We start from the raw sequence: 5,606 nt of genomic DNA on the forward strand, positions 1-5,606 counted from the left end.
CCGCGACGCTGCGCAGCGTGCCCGCAAGGCCATGCGCCGCGCCCAGCGCACGCAGCACCTCCGCCTCCTCCGCCGTCGCCCCGAGCGCCAGCCCCGCGGCGGCCGACCAGCCGCCGGCCGTGCCGCGCAGCCAGGCGACGAAGTCCTGCTCCGTCGCGATCCCGTCCTCCTCCGCCTCGACCTCCCGCGCCTCGACCATGGCGAGCAGGGATGCGACGTCGAGCACGCCGGAGGCGATCGCCGCATGGAGCGGCCCCGCCACCTCATGCCGGCGTGCCGGGCGGCCGGTGGCGGCCTCCTCGATCGCCTCCCGCCACCATTGCAGGCGGATCAGCGCAGCGAGCGGGTTGGAGGCCGCTTCCCGCGCGCGGGCGAGTTCATGGTTCAACGCCACCAGCGCGAACAGCGCCTCGCGCCGTTCCGCCGGGGCGAAGAGGCAGCAGAGGAAACGATCGGGATCATGGAGGCGCGCAAAGGCGCCGATGGCGGAAAGCGTCACGACACCGATATGCGGCCCCGCGCGCCCGCCGGGAAGCCCGCGCGCGGTTGACGGGCCTCCGGGCGCCGCCTACCTCGACCGCGTGGCGCGGACCGCGCTTCGTGACGATCGGGAGACACCCCATGGCCTTCAGCCTGCCCCCGCTGCCCTATGCCACCGCCGCGCTCGCCGCGAACGGCATGTGCCAGGAGACGCTCGAGCTCCACCACGGCAAGCACCACAACGCCTATGTCACTGCGCTGAACGGCCTGATCGAGAGCAAGGGTCTGGCCGGCAAGTCGCTGGAAGCGATCTGCGCCGAGGCCGGGAAGGCCGGCGCCGACGGCCTGCCCGTGCTGAACCAGGCCGGCCAGCATTGGAACCACTGCCTGTTCTGGCAGGTGATGGCGCCCGGCGGCAGCCATGGCGAGAGCCTGCCCGCCGCGCTCGCCGCGAAGATCGACGCCGACCTCGGCGGCCTCGCCGCCTTCAAGGAGGCGTTCAAGACCGCAGGGGCGACGCAGTTCGGCTCCGGCTGGGCCTGGCTCGTGATCGGCGGCGACGGCAAGCTGAAGGTCACGAAGACGCCGAATGGCGCCAACCCGCTCAGCACCGGCGAGGGCCAGCCGATCCTCGGCTGCGACGTGTGGGAACACGCCTACTACCTCGACTTCCGCAATGTGCGCCCGAACTACCTCGCGAACTTCCTGGACAAGCTCGTGAATTGGGAAGTCGTGGCGCAGTTGCTGGGCAAGGGTGGGTTCACCGCCGGCCAGTCGGCCTGACCAAGCGCGACGGGCCGGGCCCCCGCCCGGCCCCGCGCACCGCCGGTGCGCCTTGTGCGCGGCGCATCGGCGCATCTACCCTTCGCACCGGCGCGCATGCGCGCCCGGTCGATCGCGGAGGCTGCGCATGCGCCGGCTTGGCGCCATGTTCCTTTTGCTGGCAGCGCTCCTGCCCGCCCTTCCGGCAGCCGCGCAGGGCGACCATCGCCGGCTTTCGCAGCAGATCTCGGCACGCTTCGACGAACCGGCGCGGGTCCTGCGCGCCGACCGCCATGGCGCGGTCACGCTGATCCGCGCCGAGTTCACCGCGCGCGCCAACAGCAACGAGCAATATCTGCTGATGGACCGCTCCGGGACCATCCTGATGGTCGCTACCGAGGCGGAACGCTTCGAAGGTGCCGCGCGCGCCGCACTAATCGGACGCACCCCCGAGCCGGGCTTCTGGCCCGCGACCCAGGCCCTGCTGCCCGTGCAGGCGGATGCCGGCGGTGGCCGGACCTTCCGCTTCGCCATGCCGGTCACGGCGATGTGCCGCGCCTGCGAGACCATCGGCGTGGCGGAAGTCGCTCTCGCCTTCGACGCCGCGGGGAACTACCGCGGCGCGGAGTTGGTCAGGGCGGTGCCGCTCGGGCCGCGGGAACGCTGGGACCGCCCGCGGCGCGGAGGATAGCGCCTCAGGCGCCCTTCGCGGCCGGCTCGTCGTTCGCGGCCTGCGGCCGGATCACGCTCGTGATCGTCCCGCGCACCAGCGTCACGCGCACGTTCGGCGCGATTTCGGCCTCGATCTCGTCCGAGCCTTCCTTGACCTTCGTGATCGTGGCGACGATGCCGCCCGCGGTCACCACGCGGTCGTTGCGCTTGATGGCGGACAGCATCTCCCGATGCTCCTTCATCTTCTTCTGCTGCGGACGAATCAGCAGGAAGTAGAAGACAACGAAGATCAGGACCAGCGGCAGCAGCTGCATGACGATGCCCGCGCCGCCGGCGGCGGCATCCTGGGCGTAGGCGGTCGAGATCCCGAAAGGGGTCCACATGGCGTCGGTTCCATATCCCGGCGTGAAGGCGGCGCACCCTAGCCATGGGCCCCTTCCCGTCAATAGGTTCCCGGCCTATTCCGCCCGGCCATGACCGACCATGCCCTGCTGCCCACCCTGACCCGCATCGCCGAGGCGCTGGAGCGCCTGGCCCCGCCACCTGCCGGCGCGCTCGACCTGACGGTTGCCGACGCCTTCGTCTGGCACCCGGTCCCGCGCCCGCATCTCGCGCCCGTGCCGAAGGTCGCGGCCGTGCCGCTTGGCCTGCTGCGCGGCGTGGATCGGCAGAAGGACCTGCTGATGGAGAACACGCTGCGCTTCGCGCGCGGCTTCACGGCGAACAACGCCATGCTCTGGGGCGCGCGGGGCACGGGCAAGTCGTCCCTCGCCAAGGCGGCACACATGGCTGCCAATACAGAGATTCCCGGCTCTCTCGCGCTGATCGAGATCCACCGGGAGGACATCCGCACCCTGCCCGACCTGCTCGGCCAGCTCCGCGCCCAGCCGCGCCGCTGCCTGGTCTTCTGCGACGACCTGTCCTTCGAGCGGGAGGATGCCGACTACAAGGCGCTGAAATCGGTGCTGGACGGCGGCATCGAGGGCCGCCCGCCCAACGTGCTGTTCTACGCCACGTCCAACCGCCGCCACCTGATGTCGCGCGACATGATCGAGAACGAGCGCTCCACCGCCATCCACGGCTCGGAGGCGATCGAGGAGAAGGTTTCGCTCTCGGACCGCTTCGGCCTCTGGATCGGCTTCCACAACGCCGACCAATCCACCTTCTTCGCCATGATAGAGGGCTATGCCGCGCATTTCGGCCTGCCCGTCACGACCGAGGAGCTACATGCCCAGGCGATCGAATGGTCGGTCACGCGCGGCGGCCGTTCGGGCCGCGTCGCCTGGCAGTTCATGCTCGACCTCGCCGGGCGCCTCGGCGTGAAGATCGAGGCCTAACGCGCAGCGGGGTCATCCCGGCGGCATGAGTGAGTGGCGTACGGCCGGCGCATGCCGGCCGAGGCCGCTCTCCCGCGGCCGGCCGCACACGCGGCGAGCCCAGCGCGCGGCGCTTGAGGGCGGGAAGAGAGGACTGACGCGCCGCCGAAGGCGGCCTTTGGTATCAGCCGATGCGGCTGATCCCGCCCATGAAGGGCAGCAGCACGTCCGGGATGCGCACGCTGCCGTCCTCCTGCTGGAAGGTCTCAAGCACTGCGATCAGCGCTCGGCCAACCGCGACGCCAGACCCGTTCAGGGTGTGCAGGAAGACCGTGCCCTTGCCTTCCTTCGGCCGGTAGCGCCCGTTCATCCGCCGCGCCTGGAAATCCCGGCAGTTTGAGCAGGAGGAGATCTCCCGCCAGGCGCCCTGCCCCGGCAGCCAGACCTCAAGGTCGTAGGTCCGGGCGGCACCGAAGCCGGTATCCCCGGCGCAGAGCATGACGCGCCGCCAGGTCAGGCCGAGGTCCGTCAGCACGCGTTCCACGCAGCGCGTCATGCGCTCATGCTCGGCCGCGCTCTCCTCGGCCGTCGTGATGGAGACGAGCTCAACCTTCGAGAACTGGTGCTGGCGCAGCATGCCCCGCACGTCGCGCCCGGCGCTGCCGGCCTCGCTTCGGAAGCAGGGCGTCAGCGCCGTCAGGCGGATCGGCAGGTCGGCCTCGGGGATGATCTCGTCGCGCGCGAAATTGGTCAGCGGCACCTCGGCGGTGGGCACCAGCCAGCGGCCGTCGGTGGTGCGGAACAGGTCGTCGGCGAATTTCGGCAGCTGCCCCGTGCCGTACATGGTCGCGTCGTTGACCAGCAGCGGGACGGAGGTCTCCGTATAGCCGTGCGCCTCAGTGTGCAGGCTGATCATCCACTGACCGAGCGCGCGCTCGAGCCGCGCGAGTGGGCCCTTCAGAACGGTGAAGCGGCTGCCCGCAAGCTTGGCCGCCGTGCCGAAATCCATCAGGCCGAGGGCTTCGCCGATCTCGAAATGCTGCTTCGGGGCGAAGGGGAGGTTCGGGATGTCGCCCTGCTGGTGCAGGACGACATTGGCGGTTTCGTCGCGGCCTTCGGGGACCTCTGGGTCGAGGAGGTTGGGCAGGGCCTCCAGCAGGTCCGTCTGTCCACGCTCGGCCTCGGCTGCTGCGGCGTCGAGCGCGGCCATCTCGTCGCGCAGGCCGACCGCCTCGGCTTCCAGCGCGGCGGTGTCGCCGCCCTGGCGCTTGGCTATGCCGATCTCCTTGGCGATGGCGTTGCGCCGGGCCTGCTTCTCCTGCTGGGCGGTCTGGGCTGCGCGCCGGGCCTCATCATGCGCCAGGACGGCGGCAGCCATGGGCGGCAGGCCCCGCCGCGCCAACGCCGCGTCGAACGCCGCGGGATCCGCCCGCACCGCCTTGATGTCATGCATGGCTGGCAGCCCCTACTTCGCGTCTTCGTCCTGCTTCGGCGCCATCCAGCGCGCCGCCAGGATCGAGATCTCGTAGAGCAGGATCAGCGGCACCGCCAAGCCGATCTGGCTGATGATGTCCGGCGGCGTGATGACCGCCGCAACCACGAACATGATCACGATAGCGTAGCGCCGCCCCTTGCGCAGCGTCTCCACGTTCAGGATGCCGACGCGGCACAGCAGGGTCAGCAGCACCGGCAGCTGGAAGGCGATCCCGAAGGCGAGGATCATGTGCATGACGAGCGAGAGGTACTCGCCCACCTTCGCTTCCAGTTGCACCGGGATGCCGCCGGAGCCGGCCGGAGTCTCGAAGGAGATGAAGAACTGCCAGGCCAGCGGGAAGATGAAGTAGTAGGCAAGCGCCGCACCCAGCAGGAACAGGAAGGGCGAAGCGACCAGGAAGGGCAGGATCGCCTTCTTCTCACTGCGATACAGGCCGGGTGCGACGAATAGCCACAACTGCGTCGCCCACATCGGGAAGCTGAAGAACACCGCGCCGAAGAAGGCGACCTTCAGGTAGGTGAAGAAGGCCTCGTAGAGCTGGGTGAAGATCATGCGCCGGTCCGGCGCATTGGGCTGCTTCGCCAGAATGTCGGCCAGAGGCTGCGCCAGGAAGGCATAGATCTGCTGGGAGAAATAATAGCAGACCGCAAAGGCGATGATGAAGGCGCCGACCGCCCACAGGACCCGCTGCCGCAGTTCCCGCAGGTGGTCCATGAGCGGCATCGGCTTGTCGTCGATGACGTCTTCGTCGGTGTTGGTGGCCAAGGCGCCGGTCCCCTCAGACGCTCGGCGTGGTGGTGGCCGCCGGCTTCGCCGAAGGCGCGGCGGCGGGCTCGGTCACGGCGCGCGGCGGCGGCGCGTCGGGCGGCGGCGGCATGGCG

At 70.1% G+C, this 5,606-nt stretch carries 7 protein-coding genes; 3 read left to right on the top strand and 4 right to left on the bottom strand.

The annotated features are described in order from the left end of the window. Window positions 1–499, bottom strand: a 499-nt coding sequence (locus HW577_RS19565; protein WP_198377809.1) for a squalene/phytoene synthase family protein, incomplete at its 3' end; no start/stop codon positions are given. A gap of 122 nt (window positions 500–621) precedes the next feature. Between HW577_RS19565 and HW577_RS19570 the strand changes: the two genes are divergently transcribed. Together HW577_RS19570 and HW577_RS19575 are read left to right on the top strand one after the other, a co-directional pair. Next, window positions 622–1,263 carry a superoxide dismutase gene (locus tag HW577_RS19570; protein WP_198377810.1) on the top strand — a complete coding sequence of 214 codons (642 nt, stop codon included), beginning with the start codon at window positions 622–624 and terminating at the stop codon, window positions 1,261–1,263. Window positions 1,264–1,390: 127 nt separating this feature from the next. Next, on the top strand, window positions 1,391–1,933 hold the full coding sequence (locus HW577_RS19575; protein ID WP_198377811.1) for a hypothetical protein: 543 nt from the start codon (window positions 1,391–1,393) through the stop codon (window positions 1,931–1,933). Between the two features lie 4 nt (window positions 1,934–1,937). On the opposite strand, the gene yajC is transcribed toward HW577_RS19575, so the two are convergent. Then, the gene (gene yajC / locus HW577_RS19580; RefSeq protein WP_198377812.1) at window positions 1,938–2,297 is read right to left on the bottom strand and encodes a preprotein translocase subunit YajC; all 360 of its coding nucleotides are present in this window, start codon (window positions 2,295–2,297) and stop codon (window positions 1,938–1,940) included. A 90-nt stretch (window positions 2,298–2,387) separates the two neighbouring features. Here yajC and HW577_RS19585 point away from each other — a divergent pair, with 90 nt between their 5' ends. Beyond that, on the top strand, window positions 2,388–3,251 hold the full coding sequence (locus HW577_RS19585; protein ID WP_198377813.1) for an ATP-binding protein: 864 nt from the start codon (window positions 2,388–2,390) through the stop codon (window positions 3,249–3,251). Between the two features lie 163 nt (window positions 3,252–3,414). Here the strand turns inward: HW577_RS19585 and serS are convergent, their stop codons facing one another. After that, a complete protein-coding gene (gene serS / locus HW577_RS19590) occupies window positions 3,415–4,683 on the bottom strand; it encodes a serine--tRNA ligase (RefSeq protein WP_198377814.1) in 1,269 nt (422 codons plus the stop codon). A gap of 12 nt (window positions 4,684–4,695) precedes the next feature. After that, window positions 4,696–5,448, bottom strand: a complete 753-nt coding sequence (tatC, locus tag HW577_RS19595; RefSeq protein ID WP_198377815.1) for a twin-arginine translocase subunit TatC — start codon at window positions 5,446–5,448, stop codon at window positions 4,696–4,698. Between the last annotated feature and the right edge of the window lie 158 nt (window positions 5,449–5,606).

This window comes from Neoroseomonas rubea, assembly GCF_016106015.1.
Lineage (GTDB): Bacteria > Pseudomonadota > Alphaproteobacteria > Acetobacterales > Acetobacteraceae > Neoroseomonas > Neoroseomonas rubea.